The organism is Candidatus Liberibacter asiaticus, assembly GCF_000590865.3.
Lineage (GTDB): Bacteria > Pseudomonadota > Alphaproteobacteria > Rhizobiales > Rhizobiaceae > Liberibacter > Liberibacter asiaticus.
In genome coordinates this window covers 1083019-1104263 of sequence record NZ_CP010804.2, presented here as the reverse complement: position 1 = coordinate 1104263, position 21245 = coordinate 1083019, and the positions used below count along the sequence as shown (strand labels likewise).

Sequence of the window (21245 nt, the reverse complement as noted above, 5' to 3'; positions counted from 1 at the left end):
TACTATGGAATCCAAATCTTGTAAAACGATGTCTTCGGCTATTCATCATACAATCGGTGACCATGTTCCTGTCCTTTTGGAAAAGGTTATAGCACTACTTAATCCTGCTCCAGGAAAGGTTATTTTGGATGCGACATTTGGTGCTGGGGGATACAGTCGTTCTTTTTGCAAAATGGGATCCAACGTCATTGCATTAGATCGTGATCCATTCGCAGTATCTTGTGGACAAGAAACCATGCGAGATTACAAAGAACAATTTTCTCTTTTTCAAGCAACTTTTTCTCAATTGCAAGATTATGTGCCAGATAAGGGCGTTGATGGTGTTGTCTTTGATCTAGGGGTATCATCCATGCAGATTGATTGTGGAGATCGAGGTTTTTCTTTTCAAAAGTCTGGTCCTTTAGATATGCGCATGTCTTGTTCTGGGATTTCAGCTTCTGATGTTGTCAATCAAGCTAATGTGAAAGATTTGACGCGTATTTTAGGAATTTTAGGAGAGGAAAAACAAGCCTCTCGCATTGCACATGCTATTGTAAAACGTCGTCAATCTGCTCCTTTTCAAACGACACAAGATTTATCTTCTCTCATCCAAAAGACTGTTTATTTTAGTAAGAATAACCGTATTCACCCTGCTACTCGTTCGTTTCAAGCATTGCGGATATTTGTTAACAATGAAATAGAAGAATTAGCGCAAGGCTTGCGATCCGCAGAAAAAGCACTCAAAGCTGGAGGGCTATTAATAGTTGTTTCTTTCCATTCTTTGGAAGATCGTCTTGTTAAAAAATTTTTTGCCAGTCGCTCAGGAAAAGTAATGGCTGTACGTCATATGATTCCTTCTAATGCTCATCCTGCCGTTTTTCAATCCATCACTAAAAAAGTGGTAGTACCGACTCAAGAGGATGTGGCCTTTAACAGACGTTCACGTTCTGCAAAATTACGTGCAGGAATGCGTACTGTAGAGCGATCAATAGAAGATGATTCCTTTGTACATTTGCCTCGGTTACCCACACTTTCTCAATTTAGGGGATGACATGTTCAAAACATTGGATTTCATTATACTCGGTGTTGTCCTTGCTTCTATAACAATTACGTATTCCATTAAACATGAAACAGAGGGGAAAAAGGAAAAACTAAGAATCCTAGAAAATAAAATTACCTCAGAACAAAATTATATTGATTTGCTAAAAGCTCAATGGGCGCTACTAATTCAACCTGATCGAATTAAAGATCTAGTCTCTCTTTATCAAAAAGAATTACAATTACAAGCAACTAATCCAATTAATTTAATTACTTATGATGATTTAGCGAGGTTAAAAAAGCACACTCTTTTGCCTGAAAATCGTTCTAATTTACCCAAGAGAACTGTAGAAAGGCGCCAACATCGAAAAGAAATTGTGCAACAACAATGAATTTATCGATTTTGCGAGTGGGGAGGTTATACTTCTAGAATGATTTTTCCTTTTATCACTGTATCACAGTTTCGAATGTTTTTCTCCATGGGTATATTGCATAACCATAATATGAATATGTCGCATAACAGTGCTAATATTTCTTTTCGGAATATGGAAAGCGGACATAATCTTTGTCAAAAAGGATGCCATATGGAGGATGGACAGGATCTTTTTCAAAAAAGACGTCGCAAGGTTATTGCACACAGCAAAAATCGCATTGGCATGACTATTGTTGTGTGTCTTGTTATATATATTATTCTTGCAATTAGAATAATACAATATGGTAACATACATCCTGAACCTATTGCTCCTTCAATGAATATTGATGAATACGGCATGTCACGTCCTGATATTATTGATAGAAATGGGGAAATATTAGCAACGGATATACCAACTTTTTCCCTTTATGTTGAACCACATAAGGTTATTTCTCCCGATGAGATTATAGAAAAACTGCAAATCGTATTACCGAATCTTGATTCTGAAATGATTCGCCGTAAATTATCATCTGAAACAAAATTTCAATGGTTGCGTCGTAAATTATCTCCACAACAGCAAAAACGTATTTTAAGTTTTGGATTGCCAGGAGTGGGTTTTCGTCTTGAAAAAAGTCGTTTTTATCCTGCTGCCTCTCATGCATCACATGTGGTTGGTTATGTGGATATCGATAATCGTGGTATTACTGGGATTGAAAAATTTCTTGATATGCAGGGATTGACTCGTGTTTTTACAACCAATAAAGGCGAGAAAAATCTTCAACCCATTCGATTAGCACTTGATTTGCGTATTCAAAATATAGTTCATCAAGAATTAGTGGAGAATAAGAAAAAATATAATGCGGAATCAGTAGGTACCGTGATTCTAAATGTTTCTACAGGAGAGGTCATTTCTATGGTCTCTATTCCTGATTACGACCCACATGAGGCATTTAAAGGAAAAAAAGAAGGATGGTTCAATCGTATTTCTTATGGAATATTTGAAATGGGATCAATTTTTAAGGTCTTTACCATTGCTATGGGGATTGATAGTGGCTTGTTTACAGTAAAAGATCTTTTTGACACCCGTAATCCCATTAAAGTAGGGAAACATGTTATTCATGATTATCATCCACAAAATCGTATTTTGACTATTCCGGAAATTTTCCGATATTCTTCTAATATCGGAGCAGCTCAAATTGCTGATGCTATGGGTATTCAGGGACACAAAGAATTTTTATATAGATTAGGTTTATTATCTAAACTAGAAACCGAATTACCTGAAATTCAAGCACCTTCTTATCCATCACAATGGAAAAGAATTCATTCGTTGACGATTTCTTTTGGGCATGGTCTTTCGACGACACCATTGCAAACAGCAGTTGCCGCTGCTGCTCTTATTAATGAAGGTAGATTGATCCCACCAACTTTTATGATCCGCAGCCGTGAAGAATCGGAGAAAGTATCGCGTATAGTTCTCAAAAAGAATACGGTAAAAACAATGCGTTCCTTATTGCGTGAAGGAGTGACAGGTGGTTCAGGAAGACGAGCATTTGTTCCAGGATTTGAGGTAGGAGGAAAAACTGGTACAGCTCAAAAAGTTATTAAAAAACGTTATTCAGACACATTGAATTTTAATTCTTTTCTAGCAGTTTTTCCTACAACTGATCCTCAGTATATTGTGTTGAGTTTCATGGATTCTCCAAAAATCAAAGAACGCAATCAGCTTACTGCTGGAATAAATGTAGCTCCTATGGTAGGGAATATCATTCGTAGATCTGCTTCAATGCTTGGTGTAAAACCCGTTTTTTTGAAATAATACATTCGATATTCAATGATTGTAGTGATACAGGTATTGAGGAATACTTTTACGGTATTGTGTGAAAGGAGATGGTATTGAAATTACAAGATCTGATATATAAAGATTTTCCAGAGCTTATAAATCAATTGTCGATTTTTCCAATGCAATGGAGGGAACGGAAGATCAATGAAGTTTCTTCAGATAGTCGCCATATTCAAGCAGGGTGGATATTTGTAGCGATTGTTGGGAATAAAGAAGATGGTCATCTTTTTATTCCACAAGCAATAGCGCAAGGTGCCGAAGCTATTGTCGTATCTTCTGCGTATTCATTACAAGATTTTTCAGCCACTATCAGGTCAAATACTCCAATTTTAGTCGTCGACAATACAAGAAAATTTCTCTCTCTTTTCGCCTCTAGATTATATGGCAAACACCCTGAAAACATCCTTGCGGTTACCGGTACTTCTGGAAAAAGTTCCGTGGCTTCTTTTGTGCAACAGATTTGTCAACGTTCTGGTCTATCATCCTTTCAAATTGGACCAACGAGTACTATTTCTTCTTTTGCACAAGATAATCGTTTAACTACTCCTAGTCCTATTTATCTAGCAAAAGCATTATCGTATCTTTCTTCTCAGGGTGTGACCCATGTATCTGTTGAGGCATCCAGTCATGGATTAGATCAACATAGATTAGATGGCATCAAGTTAATTGCGGGATCTTTTACAAACTTGGGACGTGATCATATCGATTACCATCAAACCCAACAGGCATATTTTAACGCTAAAATGCGTCTTTTTGAAGAATTGCTACCCAAGGAATCTCCTGCGATTATTTATGCAGATGATGCCTATTCCAAAGAAGTGATGAAACGTGCCCATAATGCAGGTTGTCGTGTGTTATCAGTAGGATATCAAGGAAAATTTATTCATCTTAAAAAAGTATGTGCAATCCATAATAAACAACAAGTTACTATATCTGTTGAAGGAAAGGATTTTGATTTTCTGTTTCCTCTTCCAGGAGAATTTCAAGTATATAATGCGTTAGTTGCCGCAGGATTATGTATTGCAATAGGAATAGATAGTGCCCTTGTCCTTGAACATTTAGAAAAATTGCATGTTGTTCCTGGACGTTTTGAGTTTGTTGGTACAAATTCCAGAGGTGGTAGAATTTATGTTGATTATGCTCATACTTCTAATTCGCTCGAGATGATTCTAAAAAACATTCGTACTATTACATCAGGTCGTATTATTGTGGTTTTTGGTTGTGGAGGAGATCGTGATCAAGGGAAACGCCCAATAATGGGGAAAATTGCCCTAGATTTGGCGGATATTGCTATTGTCACAGATGATAATCCACGTTCGGAAGATCCTGAAAAAATACGAGCTGAAATCATCCATGGTATTCCTGGTTTTATTGAAAAAGGAAATCGAATAGAGGCTATACGTACTGCTATAGAGATGCTCAATAAGCAAGATGTCTTAGTTGTGGCAGGTAAGGGACATGAGACAGTACATATTGTGACTAATGGGGAAAAAAAAATGTCTGTTGATTGTGATATTATACGTGAAATTTTAGGCTTAATTCTATGAATCCTTTATGGACATTTCATGATTTGCTTCAGGCTATCCAAGGTCATTCGATTGGAATCGTCCCCCAAGGGTTTGTAAATGGAATTTCAATAGATAGCCGTTCTATTGCTCCTCAGGAAGCATTTTTTGCTATCAAGGGTCCTCATTATGATGGTCATGATTTCATCTTGCACGCAGTGCAAAAAGGTGCTGGTCTTGTGGTTGTCAATACAGATATGGTTGCGTCTATAGGATCATTATCTATTCCTGTTTTTGGTGTGGATGATGTTTTGGGTGCTTTAAACAAACTTGCGGTAGCTGCACGCCTTCGTTCTAAGGCGACAATTATTGCCATTACTGGTTCTGTTGGTAAAACTACTACGAAAGAAATGCTCACTATCGCCTTGTCGTCTATAAAGAAGACCTATGCTTGTATTGGTTCATATAATAATCATATTGGAGTTCCATTAACGTTAGCACGCATGCCTGTAGATGTAGATTTTGGGATTTTTGAACTAGGAATGAGCCATTTAGGTGAAATCCGTTTTTTAACACATTTAGTTCGTCCTCATATAGCGGTAATTACTACGATTGCTCCTGCGCACTTGAGTAATTTTTCAGGGATAGAAGAAATTGCATCTGCCAAAGCAGAAATTTTTGAGGGATTAGAAAAAACAGGGACTATTTTTCTGAATTATGATGATTCCTTTTTTGAACTTCTCAAAGCAAAGTCCCATGCTCTAGGAATAAAAACAATTTATTCTTTTGGCAAATCGAAAAATGCTGATTTCCAGCTGCGAAAATGGAAACAGTGTTCTGAACAGTCTTGGATGGAAGTACAATTACAAGGGAAATCAATGGAGGTAGTACACCATGGGATTGGATATCATATGGCGCAGAATATGCTCATGACATTAGGAATTGTATCAATTTTGACTGCTGATGTTGATACAGCTATTAAGGCACTTTCTGTTTTCCATCCTAAAGAAGGAAGAGGTAAGCGTTATCGTTGTGCGTTAAACCAAGGATTTTTCACTCTGATTGATGAAAGTTATAATGCTAATCCTGCTTCGATGAAAGCGGCAATATCTGTTTTATCTCAAATCTCTCCACATGGGGAAGGGCGTCGCATTGCGGTCCTTGGTGATATGTGTGAAATGGGAGAATTATCACAATCTTTTCATATCGATTTGGCAGAAGTGTTATCCTTATACAATATTTCGCATGTATGGTTAAGTGGTTTTCATGTATTGGCATTAAAGGATGCATTGCCTCGTAGTATTCATGTACACTATTCCGAAACAATGGATGGTCTTTTTTTGTTTATCCAATCATCTCTTGTGGATGGAGATGTTGTAGTGGTTAAATCTTCGAATTCCTGTGGATTTTATCGTCTTATCAATTTATTACTTGAGGAATTTCCTGCGATTCAATAAGACCATCATAAGACAGTTTGTGTAATCTACCAAAGAGGTGAAAATGTTTATCCAGTTGGCTGATTTTTCAGAATATTATATTATCACTCATGTTTTAAAGTATGTTACTTTTAGATCTAGTGCGGCATTCTTCAGTGCTATGCTTATTGTTTTTGCCTTTGGGCCTAAGGTTATTGATTGTTTGCGTTCTCTCCAAGAATTTCGAGGGCAACCTGTTCGCGTTCCCAATTTGCCAATCCATGCTAGGAAAATTGATACTCCTACTATGGGTGGTATCATCATTTTGATGGGACTAATAGGATCATCTCTTTTGTGGGCTGATTTTTCTTCTCTTCATGTGAGTATTATTTTATTATTAACGTTAAGTTTTGGTTTAGTGGGTTTTTATGACGATTATATCAAAATCACCACAGGAGATGCAGGAGGGCTCTCGGGGAAAGTGAGGATTTTAATAGAGTTTATTATCGCTATATTGGCTGTTTGTGCTTTGCTTTTTTATTCGAATTCAACGCTCTTGGGTATAGAAACAAAAACTTCTATAGTTTTTCCTTTTTTTAGAGATATTATTCTAGATATGGGGCTATTTTTTATTCCTTTTGCTGCTTTTGTGATTGTCGCAACGGCTAATGCCGTTAATTTAACAGATGGACTCGATGGTTTGGCTATTGTGCCAGTTATGATTGCATCTGTTGCATTTTCGTTTATTGCTTATGTTGCGGGAAACATTTTATTATCACATTATTTACAGGTCAATTTTGTTCCGGGTGTAGGGGAATTAGTTGTTGTGATAAGTGCTCTTATTGGTGCAGGGATCGGTTTTTTATGGTTCAATATTTCCCCTGCAGTGATTTTTATGGGAGATACGGGGTCGCTAGCATTAGGTGCGTTCATTGGTGGAATTGCCGTTTCAACTAAACATGAAATACTATTGATTATCATTGGAGGATTATTCGTCGTTGAAACACTTTCTGTCATCATGCAGGTGGGTTATTTTAAAATGACTAAAAAACGTGTTTTTTTAATGGCTCCAATTCATCATCACTTTGAAAAAAAGGGCTGGACTGAAAACCAAATAGTGATTCGTTTCTGGATTATTTCTTTTATATTCGCTGTTATTGGGCTTTTAACTTTGAAAATGCGTTAATATTTTGATGAAATTAAGTAGCTTTCGCAATCATTCAATTGCTGTTTTTGGATTAGGACGTTCGGGATTGTCCGCTGCTTGTGCTTTGAAGGATTCAGGAGTACATGTCATTGCTTGGGATGACCATCCTTGCGCTGTAAAACAAGCAAAAGATATGGGAATAGAAGTTATTGATTTTCGAGAGATTCCATGGTCTATAATTTCTTTCTTGGTTTTGTCTCCTGGTATTGCTTTGACAGGAGAAAACGCTCATTGGTGTGTTAAATTAGCGAACCAATTTAATGTGGAAATCATTGGAGATATCGAATTATTCGTGCGAGAACGACGTTTTTCGTCGTTGCAGTCTCCTTTTATTGCGGTTACTGGTACCAACGGTAAATCTTCTACGGTTGCATTGATTTCACATGTTTTACGAAAAAATGGTTATGATGTACAATTAGGTGGTAATATTGGTCTTCCGATTTTGAATCTTGAATATTTTTCTCCTAATCGTTTTTATGTGATTGAATGCTCTTCTTACCAAATAGAATTGACACCGACCATTGATCCTTCCATAGGAGTTCTTTTAAATATTTCTCCCGATCATCTTGATCGTCACCATACTTTGGAGAATTATGTCAATATCAAAAAAAAAATTGTAACCATGAGCAAACATGCGATTATTTGTATCAATGATCATCAATGTGAGAAAATTGCATATGACATGAATTTTATTGGGCATTCTATATCTCGGATATCATCTCAATCGCTGCAATCAGATTCCGATTTATATATTGATGAATCTTTCTTAAAATGTTCTGCCACATCAGAAGTAATATTTGATTTCTCGCAAGAAACAAAGAAACATAATATTCAGAATTTAGTGACCTCTGCTGTTGTTTGTATGCAATTAGGTTTAAAAGTTGAGGAGATCAAGAGAGCATTGTTGTCATGTGGTGGTTTGACACATCGTTTGCAAACAATAGCACGATTAGGGCATGTTATTTTCATCAATGATTCCAAGGCAACAAATCTTCACTCTGTGATTCATGCATTCTTGAATGAAAAACGCCGGATTTATTGGATTGCTGGTGGTTTGTCTAAATCTGATGATTTTTCTACTCTTTTTCCTTTTATATCAAAGATAGCAAAAGCTTATTTTATAGGGAACTCTGCTATGCTCTTTTTTCATCATTTCGGAGGAAAGATCAACAGTACTCTTTCTAAAACCCTTGACCAAGCACTTAAAAGTGTTGTTCGTGACGTAGAAAATGTACAATTGCCATCGATTGTATTATTTTCTCCAGGATGTGCAAGTTTTGACCAATATAATAATTTTCGAGAAAGAGGTTTCTCCTTTATGTCGCAGGTCTCAGAGATACCGGGCATAGAAATGCTCGTTGACATAGAAGAAGAAAGGAAATCTCTATGGTAAAACGAGCTGAAAGAGGGATACTGGCAGAATGGTTTTGGACTGTAGATTGGTTCTCCCTCATAGCATTTTTATTTTTATTAGGGTTGGGATTGATGTTGTCTTTTGCTTCATCCCCTTCTGTAGCAGAAAAATTAGGTCTAGAAAACTTTTATTTTGTTAAAAGACATGCTCTATTTCTTATCCCTTCCGTAATCATTATGATATCTTTTTCCCTTTTTTCTCCTAAAAATGTGAAAAATACAGCATTTATTTTACTTTTTCTCTCTTTAATAGCGATGTTTCTAACATTGTTTTGGGGAGTAGAAATTAAAGGAGCGAAACGTTGGTTGTATATTGCAGGAACATCGGTCCAACCTTCCGAATTTATGAAACCATCATTCATTATTGTCAGTGCTTGGTTTTTCGCCGAACAAATTCGCCATCCAGAAATACCAGGGAATATTTTTTCTTTTATATTGTTTGGAATCGTTATAGCGTTACTCATTGCACAACCTGATTTTGGACAAAGTATTTTGGTGTCATTAATATGGGATTGTATGTTTTTTATTACAGGTATTTCGTGGTTGTGGATTGTGGTATTTGCTTTTTTAGGATTGATGAGTTTATTCATTGCTTATCAGACAATGCCTCATGTTGCTATTCGCATTAACCATTTTATGACCGGAGTGGGGGATTCTTTCCAAATAGATAGTTCACGTGATGCAATCATCCATGGTGGGTGGTTTGGTAAAGGACCAGGAGAGGGAGTCATAAAGCGTGTTATTCCGGATAGTCATACGGATTTTGTTTTTTCTGTAGCTGCAGAGGAATTTGGTATTATATTTTGTATTTTTATTTTATGTATTTTTGCTTTTATAGTTGTGCGTTCTTTTCTTTATTCGCTAGTGGAGTCAAATGATTTTATTCGTATGGCTATATTTGGTCTGGCATTGCAGATAGCTTTACAAGCGTTTATTAATATTGGTGTTAATTTACATCTTCTCCCTACTAAAGGAATGACAATGCCTGCTATTTCATACGGGGGATCATCTATATTAGGGATATGTATTACAATGGGATACTTATTAGCATTAACGTGTCGTCGTCCTGAAAAACGCGCTTACGAAGAAGATTTTATGCATACTTCGATCTCACATAGTTCAGGATCATAAGTATGTCAGAAAACAATGTTATATTATTAGTAGCAGGGGGTACGGGAGGACATGTATTCCCCGCAGTGGCATTATCGCATGAATTAAAAAATCGAGGATATGCTGTCTATTTAATCACTGATCGTCGTGCAAGGTCTTTTATTACAGATTTTCCTGCTGATTCCATTTATGAGATTGTTTCTTCTCAGGTTCGATTTTCTAATCCCTTTGTTTTTTGGAATTCTTTAGTGATTTTATGGAAAGCATTTATCGCTTCTTTACGTTTGATAAAAAAATTAAAACCTAACGTCGTGGTAGGTTTTGGAGGTTATCATAGCATTTCTCCGCTATTAGCGGGAATGATATTACGGATACCCTCGATGGTTCATGAACAAAATGTTATAATGGGAAAAGCGAATCGTCTCTTATCTTGGGGAGTACAAATAATAGCAAGAGGATTAGTATCTTCTCAGAAAAAAGTATTATTACGCAAAATTATTGTAACAGGTAATCCTATACGCAGTTCCTTGATCAAAATGAAAGATATTCCGTATCAGTCTAGTGATTTAGATCAACCTTTTCATTTATTAGTATTTGGAGGAAGTCAAGGGGCAAAAGTTTTTTCCGATATTGTCCCTAAAAGCATTGCTCTTATACCAGAGATGCAGCGTAAACGATTAGTGATTATGCAACAAGTCCGTGAAGATGATAAAGAAAAAGTTCAAAAGCAATATGATGAATTAGGTTGTAAGGCTACTCTTGCTTGTTTTTTTAAAGATATTGAACGATATATTGTAGAAGCAAATTTGTTGATATGTCGATCAGGAGCTTTGACCGTTTCTGAGATAGCTGTTATAGGACGTCCAGCAATTCTTGTACCTTATCCTCATTCTGTTGATCAGGATCAGCTACACAATGCTTATTATTTACAAGAAGGAGGGGGAGCTAAAGTTATAACAGAAAATTTTCTTTCTCCTGAACGATTGGCTGAAGAGCTTTGTTCTGCTATGAAAAAACCAAGCTGTTTGGTTCAGATGGCTAAGCAAGTTTCTATGAAAGGAAAACCTCAGGCTGTTTTAATGTTATCAGATTTAGTTGAAAAACTAGCTCATGTAAAAGTAGATTTGGTTTAGGAAGGTAATGTAATGCTGATTCCACAAGATATAGGACTTGTTTTAGAAAGGGACTCCACATGCTAAATCCACAAGGGATGGGTCCGATACATTTTGTAGGGATAGGCGGAATAGGGATGAGTGGTATTGCAGAGGTTTTGCATAACACGGGTCATCAGGTACAAGGATCAGATGTTATTTTAGGTCCTAATGTACAAAGGCTTCATAAACAAGGGATTAAAGTTTCTATTGGTCACAAAGTAGAAAATATCGATAACGCTGAAATTCTAGTGCTTTCTACGGCAATTGATAAAGACAATGTTGAATGTATTGCGGCACGTGAGAGAAATATCCCTATAATATTTCGCTCTGAAATGCTTGCGGGACTTATGCGCTGTCGTAAATCTATCTCGGTGAGTGGAACGCATGGCAAAACGACAACAACTTCATTAATTGCGGCACTTTTGGAGCAAGGAAAATTTGATCCAACGGTGATTAACGGAGGAATTATTAATTCTTATGGAACTAATGCCCGTATAGGAACAAGTGAATGGATCGTTGTTGAAGCAGATGAGTCAGATGGAACATTTATAAGATTACCTTCTGATATTGTAGTTGTTACGAATATTGATCCAGAACACTTGGATTATTATGGTGATTTCAATGCTATCCGAGCTGCCTTTTACAAATTTATTGACAATATTCCTTTTTATGGTTTTGCAGTAGTGTGTATGGATCATCCAGAAGTTCGTTCGCTTATTGCACGTATCCAAAATCGTAAAATCATTACCTATGGTCGACATCCTCAAGCTGATATCCGTTATTCGAATATCAGAAAATATTCAGGTCGTTCGATTTTTGATGTTTCTGTGCAAGGTAATGTGACAAAAGATCTGACGGTAATAAAAGATCTTTCTTTACCATTGATAGGAGAACATAATATTTCTAATGCGTGTGCTTCTATCGCTGTCGCTTATAAATTGGGTTTGTCATCTGAAGATGTAAAAAAGGGATTAGCGTCGTTTTCCGGTATCAAAAGAAGATTTACTTTAGTTGGTGTGTGGAATGATGTTCATGTTTTTGATGATTATGGGCATCATCCTATCGAAATATCTTCTGTTTTGGCGGCAGTTCGTCAAATTTGCCCTCGCAAGATTATAGCTATTCATCAGCCACATCGTTATTCACGCCTTTCAACACTTTTCGATCAATTTTCCAGCTGTTTTGGAGACGCTGATATAGTGTTGATCTCACCTGTCTATTCGGCTGGAGAAAAAGAAATACCAGGATTTTCTTCTCCGGAATTGGTAAAAAACATTAAATTGCAAGGACATCCTCAGGCATATTATATGGATTCTTTTGATCATCTTGTTTCCAAGATATTAGCCATTGCAGAACCAGGTGATTTTATTATTTTCTTTGGGGCAGGGAATATCACTCAATGGGCGGCTTCCCTTATTGGAGAACTAGAACTGGTTACTCCACAAAACGTGTGCATGATGTGATATATGGAAGAATTTCTCGTCTTTTGAGGGAACGAGGTAAACAACTCAGAGGCAAATTTCAAGAGAATTTTCCTCTGAAGCAAATAACATGGTTTCGCACTGGTGGTAATGCAGAAGTCATGTTTCAACCTCAAGATATTCACGATTTAAAATATTTCTTAACACTTTTGCCAAGTGATATTCCTATCACGATTGTAGGACTGGGTTCAAATATTTTGGTACGTGATGCTGGGATTAGAGGTGTTGTTTTACGATTATCAAATGCTGGTTTTAGTAATATAGAAGTAAGAAATCATTGTGAAATGATTGTAGGTGCTCGTTGTTCAGGAAAGTCTCTTGCTAATAGCGCTTTACGTCATGGTATTGGGGGTTTTCATTTTTTTTATGGTATTCCGGGATCAATTGGAGGTGCAGCATATATGAATGCTGGTGCCAATAATTGTGAAACTTCTCAATATGTTGTAGAAGTCCATGGTATAGATCGTAAGGGAAATCAACATGTTATTCCGCGAGAGCAATTAAAATATCAATATCGTTCTTCAGAGATTACGAAGGATTTGATCATTACGCATGTTGTTCTGCGGGGATTTCCAGAATCTCAAAATATTATTAGTGCTGCTATTGCTAATGTTTGTCATCATCGGGAAACAGTACAGCCAATCAAGGAAAAAACGGGAGGTTCCACTTTTAAAAATCCTACGGGACATTCTGCATGGCAGTTAATAGAAAAATCCGGTTGTCGTGGATTAGAATTTGGAGGAGCTAAAATATCAGAATTGCACTGTAATTTTATGATTAACGCTGACAATGCTACTGGATATGATCTTGAATATCTTGGAGAACAAGTGCGCAAAAAAGTTTTCAATCAATCAGGTATTCTTCTAGAATGGGAAATAAAGCGTCTCGGAGATTTTTTCGATCATCAGATTGTGGATGCTACAAAAATATTTTAGAATTTTTCTGGGTAAGAAATAATAGGATCTGTTACCATCGTTGACAAAAAACAATCTAATTTTAGGATAAGAACTGATTATTAATACATGTTTCTATTGTGTTTACAGTATTATAATTTTTATGTATTGTGATCGAGAATGATCTAGTGAAGATATAATCAACAGGTCACTGAGTGGATCTTCTTAGAAGATGGATTGATTTCTTAGTAAACATGTAGTTACATCATGCCCGGTTGGTGGAATTGGTAGACACACTTGGTTTAGGTCCAAACGCGAAAGCGTGAGGGTTCGAGTCCCTCACCGGGTACCAAATGGTGTAAATATAGTATTGCTAGTTTATTGGAGTTTGTTTTGGTATTTTCCTTTCTCTATAGGTGAAATCATTCGATATTTCAATTATAGTGCTGTTTATACTTTCTCTCCATATAATAAAGATATTCTATAGACGTTCTTGGTATCGTGTGCATTACGACATATGAGCAGTTTGTAATCCTAAATAATAGGAACCGATAATGCCTGATTTTTTGCTTGAAATTTATTCCGAAGAGATTCCTGCTCGTATGCAGCATAAAGCTGCGGAGGACTTGAGCATAATCCTCATTGGTTTATTGAAAGAAGAGGGCGTAATATATCAGAATATGCGTCAATATTGGACACCGCATCGTTTATTCTTGTACCTTAAAGGCTTATCTCCTCATTCTCCAGAAAAGATTGAAGAAAGATTAGGGCCAAGAGTTGGGGCAGGGAAAAAAGCAATTGATGGTTTTTTGCGTTCTACAGGACTACAGACGATTTCTGATTGTCAAATTAAAAAAGATCCTAAAAAAGGAGATGTTTATTTAGCAGTCTTACGAAAGCCAAAACGTTTAATAGAAGACGTTCTTAAAACAATAGTTCCTGTGGCTATTCAAAAAGTTCCTTGGCCTAAATCAATGCGTTGGAGTACTACGCATTCTCCTATCAGTGCTTTTTCGTGGATTAGGCCATTAAAATCAATTTTGTGTATCCTCGTTGCTGAAGATGCAAAAGAGAAGATAATTGACCTCGATCTAAAGGAAATACCTTGTGGAAATATTACTTATGGCCATCGTTTCCATGCACCACATCCTATTAAAGTTCAATCTCTTGATCACTATATCCGCGATTTAGAAGAAGCAATGGTATTACTCGATCCTGAATGTCGTCGTAATGCCATTCTTAATGATGCACATCGCTTAGCTTCTGCTGTTGGGTTAGAATTAGTAGAAGATAAAGATCTTTTAGAAGAAATTATAGGTCTTGTCGAATGGGTACAAGTTTTTATGGGATCTTTCGATAAAAAATATCTCTGTCTTCCAGAAGAGTTAATTCGTTTGACGATTAAAACAAATCAAAAGTGTTTCGTTACACGCACTCGTGAAGGTGTGCTTGCTAACTGTTTTATCCTTGTTTCTAATATTCAAGCCTCTGATGGTGGTGCCGCAATTGTACAGGGCAATAGTAGGGTTGTTGCCGCTCGCTTAGAAGACGCTTTGCATTTCTGGAAACGTGATCAAAATAATCTTCCTAATCTATCGTCTTTAAAAGAATCTGCACTCAAATTCAATCTTGATTTATCTAAGCCGCTGGATCAACGTATGGCAAGGCTTGATATGTTGGACGTGGTATTTCATGCTAAAATAGGGACGCAGGGGGAAAGAGTATCACGTATCAGAGTATTAGGGAAAAAGATAGCGCAGTTGATAGATGCAGATGTTGCTTTAGTGGATCGTGCAATAGTACTCTCAAAGGCTGATTTATGTACTGAGATTGTCAGAGAATTTCCAGAGTTACAAGGAAAAATAGGCAAAGAATATGCTGTTTTGCAAAACGAAAATATCAGTTGTTGTGATGCGATTGAAGAGCATTTAAAGCCGCGTGGTCCTTTAGAAAATGTGCCAACTAATAAAATATCGATCACTGTATCATTAGCTGATAAACTTGATACTCTCATTAATTTTTGGGCAATCAATGAAAAGCCTAGTGGTTCAAAAGACCCTTATGCATTGCGCCGAGCGACACTTGGTATTATCCGTATTATATTAGAAAATAAAATTGATATTCCTTTATCACAATTTATAGAAGATCAGAATCTGATTCTTTTTTTTCATGATCGTTTAAAATTATACTTGCATGACAGGGATATACGACATGATCTCATTGAAGCTATATTACGACCTGAAAATGATAATCTTCTCACTATCGTTGATCTGATTAAGCATTTAAATGAGTTTTTTAGTAGTGCAAAAGGGGAAAAATTTCTCCTTTCTGCTAAGCGTATTTTTCAAATTTTGGCTATAGAAGAGAAAAAGAACAGGGAGATATCCCTAGAGATTAGTCCTCAGTATCTTTTATTAGAAGCCGAAAAAAGGTTATATGCTGTAATATCTGATTTTGGTACCCATATACAGGAGAGTATGGATCATAAAAGGTATCATCAGATTGGAGATCTCCTGCATTCTATATGTGAACCTATTGAAATATTTTTTGATCAAGTGCTTGTGAATGTAGATGATCGAGAGGTGAGAGATAATCGTCTTTCTTTGCTGCAATATATAAAAAACATCATCTTGATAGTTATTAATGTTCAGAAAATTGTTTAATTGTTGTAACAAACAAAAATATATCTTTCTTGCGAGATCACGATGGGGCGACAGGAGGCAATAAATAGCACTTCTGTATATTTTTACAATATAGGTAGAGTATTGTGCGTCTTTCTACCGATGACTTTGGATTATTTCAAAAGTATAATATTTTAACGCAAATGTTTGATAGACTTTAGTAGAGTGAATTTTTCATCTAAAGAGTTGTCGAGATAATGGGCACATTCATTGATCAGTTCATCTACTTTACCAATAAAAAAGTGATTTGCATCAGGAATAACTTTGTGAGTTATAGAAATGCCTTTTTGATTCATAAGTTTATTGACCAAGTCTTTGACATCAGAGGTAGTCGCCACCGTATCATTGCTGCCATTGATGATCAAACCAGAAGAAGGGCATGGTGCCAAAAAGGAAAAATCATAACTTTTAGGCTGAGGAGCAACAGATATAAAACCATTGATTTCAGGACGCCGCATCAAAAGTTGCATGGAAATCCATGCTCCGAAAGAGTAACCGGCAATCCAACAACTCTTGCTTTCAGGATTGAGAGACTGAACCCAATCTAGAGCTGCTGCAGCATCGGATAACTCTCCATCACCATAATCAAATTCTCCTTCACTTCTTCCAATTCCCCGAAAATTAAATCTCAATGAGACAAATCCTCTTTGTTGAAAAAGGTAGAACAACTGATAAACGATATTATCATTCATCGTTCCACCAAATCGTGGATGAGGATGCAGTATTAATGCAATAGGAGCGTTTGGATTTGTAGAAGGCTGATAACGTCCTTCTAAGCGACCTGAGGGGCCATTAAAAACTACTTCGGGCATTTGACTACTTTTCTAAGAAAAAACTGATGATTAGCTTAACAACGATTTTTCTATAATCTAAATTAAAAAAATAATTAAATTAACAAAAAACGGTTAGACTTTTTCATATTAATCAAATGGCACTATATAACACACAATGAGGTGATTGCAATGAGATAAGATAGTCTTATTATATTTCAAATTATGCATAACGCAGATAAAAGGGTAAGAATAAGTAAATTTAGTGGTTGCACTACTTAATTATTTGTATTTTAGGTATTCTTTTTGGAAATATTCCTACTTCTGATATACTTAAGAAGTAAAAAATACGTCGTGGTCTTATAGATAGTGTTCTTGTTGTCTTTAAAAAATGGTTCTTAATTTTATTGTTTTGATGAAAAGTAGTAGAATTTTCTTTCTGGAGTCTTTCAAGGTGTTTTTCCCTCTTTTTTCGGGTTTTATGAACTATATTGGGGATATGATATTCACACAGTCAAAATCGTTGAGAACTTGATTGCTTTCTTGATGAGGATAGCGAAAATGAACACAATGAAGAGAGAAAAATTTTGTGTTTTTCTCATATTATTCTATGAAGGTGAGCTATTGGTAAAAAGGTTTATGCATACAAAAAAGAAAAATATTGTTTAAGAGAGTTTATCTTGATTGGAATGCTACAGCACCTCTTCTTGAGGTCGTGCGGCAGTCTTTTGTCAAATCCTTAGATTTTTATGGTAATCCTTCGTCTGTTCATAAAGAAGGTCAGAAGACTCGCCTTTATATTGAAGAATCACGTCGTATCATCGCAGATTTTTGCGGGGCAAAACCTGATCATGTTGTTTTTACAAGTAGTGCAACAGAAGCAGCAAATTGGGTATTAACACCTCATTTTTATCAGGGTTCTCATAAAATATCCATAGATTCTCTTTATATTTCAGCAATAGAACATCCTGCTGTTTATGCAGGAGGACATTTTCCGTCGCATAAAATTCACAAGATACCAGTTTTATCTAAAGGCATCGTTGATATTCAGGCATTGACTGACTTTTTAGAGCAAAGGAACTCTACATGCGGTATTCCTATGATTGCTGTTATGTTTGTTAATAATGAAACAGGCGTGATTCAGCCAATTAAAGAGATTGCGCAAATAGTAAAAGAGTATCAAGGAATTTTAGTTGTTGATGCGGTACAAGCAGCAGGGCGCATTCCTCTGTCTATAGAAGAAATAAAAGCGGATTTTCTTATTATTTCATCGCATAAGTTAGGGGCTCCTGTAGGAGCTGGAGCGCTTGTTTTCCGAGAAGATATTTTATTGCCGTCACCCCTTTTGCGAGGAGGAGATCAAGAAAAAGGTCAGCGTGCAGGAACAGAAAATTATGCTGTTATTGGTGGATTTGCTGTTGCAGCACAGCAAATGGTCAAAGATATCCAAAAACGTTCTTCCCGCGTTTTTGCTATACGTGATTATTTAGAACAAGAATTAAAAAAATTAATTCCCAATATCATAATCTATGGAAAAGATGCAGAGCGTATCTCTAATACATGTTGTTTTAGCATTCCTTTTTTAAAGGCAGAAGTGTTGCAAATTGCTCTTGATCTTGAAGGGATCGCGGTTTCGGCAGGATCCGCATGCTCTTCTGGCAAGATCAAAAAAAATCATGTATTAGCTGCCATGGGATTTGATACATCACAAGGTGCTGTGCGTGTTTCTTGCGGTGATTCCACTACTCAAGAAGATATTGATATCTTTTTAAACGCACTACAAAAAATAATACGCACTTCTACAGTTAGGTAGAAAAGCATTTGTGCATTTTTGAGGCATATTTTCAAAAGCTATTTCTCTTGTATTTCAAAATGTCACCAAGCCTTATCTAGGCTTCTCCTTCTTAGTTTCTTTGTCGTCTGTTGCAGTAATTTCCGCTTTTTATAGGATATCATCTGTCACGAGATTTTCTAACTCTAGATCACAATCAGGATAATCTTTAATAAAATCGGCGAGGGTTTTGATGGATTCGGCATGGTCACCTATTTTTACGATTTTTTGATATTTGTCTTTACTCGTTTTTCCCGATCGGTATCCATCTAACAAAAATCTAAAATTTACTCCCCATCCATTGAGTAGATGGATGATTGGTTTCATGGAAAATGGACCATTGGCAGAAAAACATGTGGGATATCCATTTTTTCGGATAATATAAATTGTGCATCAACCTTAATTTTCCCTGTAAAAAATCCATATTGATTTTTGGAAATCCCATCAAATACATCGGATTTTAAAAAAACAGAGACAGGGTCGTTGGAAAGCGCAAGCGCAAGAGCTTCTCCGAATAAAAAAATCGCTTCTAATAAGGTGGTTTTGCCGCTTTCACTGAGTCCCACTAATGGAATAACATTTCCCCCATTGAACTCGTGGAAGTTTCCTTTATTCCTTTGAAGTTTTTTATGGTAAATCCTGTAATTTGCATAACCAACCTTTAGTTATGATTCGCACTCTATGCACAATCTAAGGTTTTATAGATAGGTTAGCAAGTCACTATCTCTCCCTGCAAAAGTGTATACTAAAAATAACATAGTGAAAAATTGTACGTAATTTTTACGGATTATTATTACATTTTTTTTATACTGAGCTGGAATAGATTTTGATGTTGGTATGAGTGGCGCAATTGAGAAGAATTATTTGGTACAGGTGATTCGCTTTAGTATCCAATATCAGCTGTGTTTGTTAAGTATTCTGTATTTTTTCATAATTTGTTTTTTTATTTTTAATCCGTTTTTTATTTTTTTACACCTTGTGTATAACATAGTGAATTTTTTCTTAATAACAAAGAGATACTGCATATTTTATAATTATAAAGCGTATTTTTTGAGCGTTATTGCGTTATATTATCAATTAATCTCTTGACCTTTGTGTTTAAATATAGTTGCTAGGTGAAGTTATTTTTCCTTTTTTTTTGTGAAAGTAAGAGGTGTACTAGGTTAGCTTTGATGAGAAGCTTGAGTTTACGTATAAGGATTCTGGTTTATGAATAAAAATATTTGTGAAAAATTTTCCTGCCAGAATATCGGTGCTACGGAGCATGAAAATTTTTGGGATTTCTTTTATAAAGCGGTTTTAAGACAGCATGACTGGATTTTTTAATAGTAAGAAGGGTTCGATGAGATACTCTCTTAAAAATTTTTAAATCTCGTGTTAATGAAAAAAAATTTATAAATAAGATCAGATCTTTATTAATACGAGTAACAGGTCATTTTATATTTTGTGGCAAACGAGATATAAGTTTGTGCAGTGATTTGAAGGAGTATAAAACGATTGCAATAATGTTTTTTGTGATATTCAATATCTTTCGTAGGTAAATTCTGATCTTTGATACGTGTGTTTTATGTAGACATTTTTTATTTTTTACATATTCTATAGGAGATATTTTTTTATAAAGTGATTTTTTGAGGGTGTAGGTATTTTCGTGAATTTTTTATATACACGGTTATGGGTTTGATGTTATGATGGATGCAAGTAAAGAGGGGAATTCATGTCTAAATCCCCTATGAGTCAGTTTATTGTCCAGAAGATTGTTCCGATACAGGTTCAGGGATTTGATCTTTCTTTTACCAATTCCTCTCTTGCGATGCTTGTTAGCTTGTTGGTTATTTTTATTTTCGCTTTCTTTGCTGTGAGTAATTGTCGAGTTGTTCCTACCCGCTTGCAATCTTTCTTTGAGATTATCTATCAATTTATCATGTCTACCCTGTGTGATTCTGCTGGGAATCAATCTAAGAATTTTTTTCCTTTTGTTTTTTCGCTTTTTGTTTTTTTGACGACTGCTAATTTATTGGGTTTGCACCCGTATCTTTTTTCGTTTACAAGTCAAATCGTTGTGACAACAAGTTTTTCGCTTTTGGTTGTTCTAAGCGTTGTTATATCTGGTTTTTATGTGAATGGTTTGGGATTTTTAAGATTATTTATTCCTAAAGATATTCCATTGCTTATAAAACCGTTGGTATGTTTTATAGAAGTGTCTTCTTTCTTATTCCGTCCTGTTAGTTTATCATTGCGTTTATTTGCAAATATGCTTGCAGGGCATCTTATGCTGAAAGTGTTTGCTGGTTTTTCTACTTCTATGATGTCTATTGGTATGTTAGGAATAGCGTTTTCTTTTTTGCCAGTATTGGCCAATGTTGCTGTAACGGGACTTGAATTTTTTGTTGCGTTTATGCAAGCATATATTTTTATGGTATTAGCATGTGTGTATATCGGTGATGTCTACCGATCTGATCAGCATTAAAATCTAAGGAAGTGTCTTTCAAAGTATCAGTTTGTATTTTTAAACTTAA

General features: G+C 35.8%; 17 protein-coding genes and 1 tRNA gene. 15 read left to right on the top strand and 3 right to left on the bottom strand.

Going from position 1 to position 21245, the window contains the following annotated elements; translation table 11 throughout:
* Positions 1-4: 4 nt before the first annotated feature.
* The 13 genes from rsmH (at position 5) to glyS (ending at position 16110) form a co-directional block, all read left to right on the top strand.
* Positions 5-1030: a 16S rRNA (cytosine(1402)-N(4))-methyltransferase RsmH gene (gene rsmH, locus CD16_RS05000; RefSeq protein WP_015824972.1), complete on the top strand. Its 1026-nt coding sequence runs from the start codon at positions 5-7 to the stop codon at positions 1028-1030.
* Between the two features lies 1 nt (position 1031).
* Entirely contained in the window at positions 1032-1409 is a 378-nt protein-coding gene (ftsL, locus tag CD16_RS04995; RefSeq protein WP_015452935.1) for a cell division protein FtsL, read from the top strand.
* 39 nt (positions 1410-1448) lie between these two features.
* Entirely contained in the window at positions 1449-3245 is a 1797-nt protein-coding gene (locus CD16_RS04990) for a peptidoglycan D,D-transpeptidase FtsI family protein (RefSeq protein WP_015452934.1), read from the top strand.
* 77 nt (positions 3246-3322) lie between these two features.
* Complete coding sequence (locus tag CD16_RS04985; protein ID WP_015452933.1) at positions 3323-4816, top strand: UDP-N-acetylmuramoyl-L-alanyl-D-glutamate--2,6-diaminopimelate ligase; 1494 nt, start codon at positions 3323-3325, stop codon at positions 4814-4816.
* Positions 4813-6231, top strand: a complete 1419-nt coding sequence (locus CD16_RS04980; RefSeq protein WP_015452932.1) for a UDP-N-acetylmuramoyl-tripeptide--D-alanyl-D-alanine ligase — start codon at positions 4813-4815, stop codon at positions 6229-6231. The genes CD16_RS04985 and CD16_RS04980 overlap by 4 nt, the downstream gene beginning before the upstream one ends.
* 43 nt (positions 6232-6274) lie before the next feature.
* Entirely contained in the window at positions 6275-7375 is a 1101-nt protein-coding gene (gene mraY, locus CD16_RS04975) for a phospho-N-acetylmuramoyl-pentapeptide-transferase (RefSeq protein WP_015452931.1), read from the top strand.
* A gap of 7 nt (positions 7376-7382) precedes the next feature.
* Positions 7383-8789 carry a UDP-N-acetylmuramoyl-L-alanine--D-glutamate ligase gene (murD, locus tag CD16_RS04970; RefSeq protein WP_015452930.1) on the top strand — a complete coding sequence of 469 codons (1407 nt, stop codon included), beginning with the start codon at positions 7383-7385 and terminating at the stop codon, positions 8787-8789.
* Positions 8783-9940 (top strand): FtsW/RodA/SpoVE family cell cycle protein, encoded by a 1158-nt coding sequence (locus CD16_RS04965; protein ID WP_015452929.1) that lies wholly within the window; start codon positions 8783-8785, stop codon positions 9938-9940. Before murD ends, CD16_RS04965 begins: the two co-directional genes overlap by 7 nt.
* A 2-nt stretch (positions 9941-9942) precedes the next feature.
* Positions 9943-11052, top strand: a complete 1110-nt coding sequence (gene murG, locus CD16_RS04960; RefSeq protein ID WP_015452928.1) for an undecaprenyldiphospho-muramoylpentapeptide beta-N-acetylglucosaminyltransferase — start codon at positions 9943-9945, stop codon at positions 11050-11052.
* 59 nt (positions 11053-11111) lie between these two features.
* Positions 11112-12536, top strand: coding sequence for a UDP-N-acetylmuramate--L-alanine ligase (gene murC / locus CD16_RS04955; protein WP_015452927.1), 1425 nt, complete (start codon positions 11112-11114; stop codon positions 12534-12536).
* Positions 12473-13489: a UDP-N-acetylmuramate dehydrogenase gene (murB, locus tag CD16_RS04950; protein ID WP_080571138.1), complete on the top strand. Its 1017-nt coding sequence runs from the start codon at positions 12473-12475 to the stop codon at positions 13487-13489. The genes murC and murB overlap by 64 nt, the downstream gene beginning before the upstream one ends.
* A 227-nt stretch (positions 13490-13716) precedes the next feature.
* Positions 13717-13799: transfer RNA gene (locus tag CD16_RS04945), tRNA-Leu, on the top strand.
* A 202-nt stretch (positions 13800-14001) separates the two neighbouring features.
* Positions 14002-16110, top strand: coding sequence for a glycine--tRNA ligase subunit beta (gene glyS / locus CD16_RS04940; protein ID WP_015452925.1), 2109 nt, complete (start codon positions 14002-14004; stop codon positions 16108-16110).
* Between the two features lie 152 nt (positions 16111-16262).
* Here glyS and CD16_RS04935 read toward each other — a convergent pair whose 3' ends face one another.
* On the bottom strand, positions 16263-16940 hold the full coding sequence (locus CD16_RS04935; protein WP_015452924.1) for an alpha/beta hydrolase: 678 nt from the start codon (positions 16938-16940) through the stop codon (positions 16263-16265).
* 619 nt (positions 16941-17559) lie between these two features.
* Here CD16_RS04935 and CD16_RS04930 point away from each other — a divergent pair.
* Positions 17560-18711, top strand: coding sequence for a cysteine desulfurase family protein (locus CD16_RS04930; protein WP_015452922.1), 1152 nt, complete (start codon positions 17560-17562; stop codon positions 18709-18711).
* A 129-nt stretch (positions 18712-18840) separates the two neighbouring features.
* Here the strand turns inward: CD16_RS04930 and CD16_RS04925 are convergent, their stop codons facing one another.
* Both CD16_RS04925 and CD16_RS04920 read right to left on the bottom strand, forming a co-directional pair.
* Positions 18841-19056: a hypothetical protein gene (locus CD16_RS04925; RefSeq protein WP_015452921.1), complete on the bottom strand. Its 216-nt coding sequence runs from the start codon at positions 19054-19056 to the stop codon at positions 18841-18843.
* Entirely contained in the window at positions 19053-19295 is a 243-nt protein-coding gene (locus CD16_RS04920; RefSeq protein WP_015452920.1) for a P-loop NTPase family protein, read from the bottom strand. The genes CD16_RS04925 and CD16_RS04920 overlap by 4 nt, the downstream gene beginning before the upstream one ends.
* Positions 19296-20443: 1148 nt before the next feature.
* On the opposite strand from CD16_RS04920, the gene CD16_RS04915 reads away from it, so the two are divergent.
* Positions 20444-21196 carry a F0F1 ATP synthase subunit A gene (locus CD16_RS04915; protein ID WP_015452919.1) on the top strand — a complete coding sequence of 251 codons (753 nt, stop codon included), beginning with the start codon at positions 20444-20446 and terminating at the stop codon, positions 21194-21196.
* The last annotated feature ends 49 nt before the right edge of the window (positions 21197-21245 follow it).

Coding starts and splice junctions, on each gene's coding strand:
- CD16_RS04965 (WP_015452929.1), top strand. CDS start 8,783: ATGGTAAAACGAGCTGAAAGAGGGATACTGGCAGAATGGTTTTGGACT.
- CD16_RS04935 (WP_015452924.1), bottom strand. CDS start 16,940: ATGCCCGAAGTAGTTTTTAATGGCCCCTCAGGTCGCTTAGAAGGACGT.
- CD16_RS04915 (WP_015452919.1), top strand. CDS start 20,444: ATGTCTAAATCCCCTATGAGTCAGTTTATTGTCCAGAAGATTGTTCCG.
- CD16_RS04990 (WP_015452934.1), top strand. CDS start 1,449: ATGATTTTTCCTTTTATCACTGTATCACAGTTTCGAATGTTTTTCTCC.
- murC (WP_015452927.1), top strand. CDS start 11,112: ATGCTAAATCCACAAGGGATGGGTCCGATACATTTTGTAGGGATAGGC.
- murD (WP_015452930.1), top strand. CDS start 7,383: ATGAAATTAAGTAGCTTTCGCAATCATTCAATTGCTGTTTTTGGATTA.
- CD16_RS04925 (WP_015452921.1), bottom strand. CDS start 19,056: ATGAAACCAATCATCCATCTACTCAATGGATGGGGAGTAAATTTTAGA.
- CD16_RS04980 (WP_015452932.1), top strand. CDS start 4,813: ATGAATCCTTTATGGACATTTCATGATTTGCTTCAGGCTATCCAAGGT.
- murB (WP_080571138.1), top strand. CDS start 12,473: ATGGGCGGCTTCCCTTATTGGAGAACTAGAACTGGTTACTCCACAAAA.
- rsmH (WP_015824972.1), top strand. CDS start 5: ATGGAATCCAAATCTTGTAAAACGATGTCTTCGGCTATTCATCATACA.
- mraY (WP_015452931.1), top strand. CDS start 6,275: ATGTTTATCCAGTTGGCTGATTTTTCAGAATATTATATTATCACTCAT.
- murG (WP_015452928.1), top strand. CDS start 9,943: ATGTCAGAAAACAATGTTATATTATTAGTAGCAGGGGGTACGGGAGGA.
- ftsL (WP_015452935.1), top strand. CDS start 1,032: ATGTTCAAAACATTGGATTTCATTATACTCGGTGTTGTCCTTGCTTCT.
- glyS (WP_015452925.1), top strand. CDS start 14,002: ATGCCTGATTTTTTGCTTGAAATTTATTCCGAAGAGATTCCTGCTCGT.